Source organism: Flaviaestuariibacter flavus (assembly GCF_004337505.1).
GTDB lineage: Bacteria > Bacteroidota > Bacteroidia > Chitinophagales > Chitinophagaceae > Flavisolibacter > Flavisolibacter flavus.
Genome location: NZ_SJZI01000039.1, coordinates 1 through 1,845, shown reverse-complemented (window position 1 = coordinate 1,845; position 1,845 = coordinate 1). Strand labels below are relative to the sequence as shown.

General features: G+C 62.1%; 1 protein-coding gene. It reads left to right on the top strand.

Going from position 1 to position 1,845, the window contains the following annotated elements; all coding sequences use genetic code 11:
• On the top strand, window positions 1–1,845 hold a 1,845-nt coding region (locus EPD60_RS07960), incomplete at both ends, for an Ig-like domain-containing protein (RefSeq protein WP_165871470.1).

Sequence of the window (1,845 nt, the reverse complement as noted above, 5' to 3'; positions counted from 1 at the left end):
CGGAAGCACAACGGCCCCGACGCCGTCGACCACCACGGTTGGCAGCACAACGTATTATGTGAGCCAGGTGGCCAACCCGGGCAACTGCACCAGCCCGCGGGCATCGCTTACAGTAACGGTGACTGCAAAGCCGGCCGCGCCGACCGTGACGACGCCGGTAACCTATTGCCAGGGAGCGGCGACGGTGCCGCTGACGGCAACCGCATTGGCCGGCAACACGTTGCTCTGGTATACAACGGCTACCGGCGGCACCGGATCCGCCACCGCACCAACGCCCTCGTCTGCAACGGTGGGCTCAACCACCTATTACGTGAGCCAGGTGAGCGGTAATGGCTGCGAAAGCCCGCGTGCCTCGATCGTGGTGACCACCAACGCGATCCCCGTGGCAACGGCACCTGCCAACCAGACGGTATGTGCCGGCAGCAGCACAACGGCGGTAACGTTCAGCGGCACACCGGCAACGGGTGTGGTATATAACTGGACCAACGACAACACGGCCATCGGGCTCGCCGCGAGCGGCACGGGAAATATCGCGTCTTTCTTAGCAACCAATACCGGCACGTCACCGATCACCGCTACGATCACCGTGACACCGACGCTCACCACCAACGGCGTCAGCTGCCCGGGGGCTCCGAAGACCTTTACCATCACGGTGAACCCGAAGACCGCGATCGTGACGCCGCCGCAGAACGTATCGGTTTGCGAGGGCGGCAATGCGACGTTTACCGTGACGGCATCGGGCACCGGGCCGCTTACGTACGAGTGGTTCGCTTTCGGCCCTACCGGCACCGCCAACACGCCTGCCGGCAGTGGCACCAACACGCTCACCCTATCGAATGTAAGCACCTCGATGAATGGCAACCGCTACCGGGTGGTTGTTACCGGCCCCTGCGGTGCGGTGACCTATGACTTCGCGGTGATAACGGTGAATGCGCCAGCAGTCTGCGCCAATGCATTGCCGGCAACAATTTCGGCGGTGGTGGCACCTGCCGGTACTTATACTTATGCATGGACCGTGCCTTCGGGCGCGGCGGCGGCGGGCAATGTGAGCAGCTTCCAAACCTCGACGGCTGGTACGTATTCGGTGACCGTTACCAACAGCAACAATTGCACAAACACGGGCTCGGCCAACCTGGTGATCAACCCCAACCCGACCGTTACGGTGAATACGCCGGCGCCGATCTGCAGCGGTGGCAGCGCGACGCTTACCGCGGGTGGAGCAAGCACCTATGCCTGGAGCCCGGCCCCGGGGCTGTCGGCAACTACGGGCTCGCCGGTAACGGCAAGTCTGACGGCGACAACGACTTATACGGTGACGGGTACTACCAATGGTTGTACGGGTACGGCGACTGCGACGGTAACCGTAAACCCGAAGGCCACGGCGACGCAGAGCCTGTCGGTTTGTTCGGTACAGCTGCCTTATAGCTGGAATGGGCAAAGCCTGACGGCTGCGGGAAGTTACCAGGCCGTGCTGCAGACTTCTCTTGGCTGCGACAGCACGGTGACCTTGACGCTGACGGTAAGAAATGGTGTGCATACCGACACCACCGCTACGGCCTGCAGCCAGTATGTGTGGAGGGGAACTACCTATACGGCTTCGGGCAACTATAATGCATACTCCACCGGTGTCAACGGCTGTCCCGACACCGCCACCCTGCACCTGACCATCAACCAGGGCGTGCATACCGATACCACCGCTACGGCCTGCAGCCAGTATGTGTGGAGAGGAACCACTTATACCACCAGTGGTAATTACAACGTCTATACAACGGGCGTCAACGGCTGCCCCGATACCGCCACCCTGCACCTCACCATCAACCAGGGCGCGCGCAGTGACACTACCGC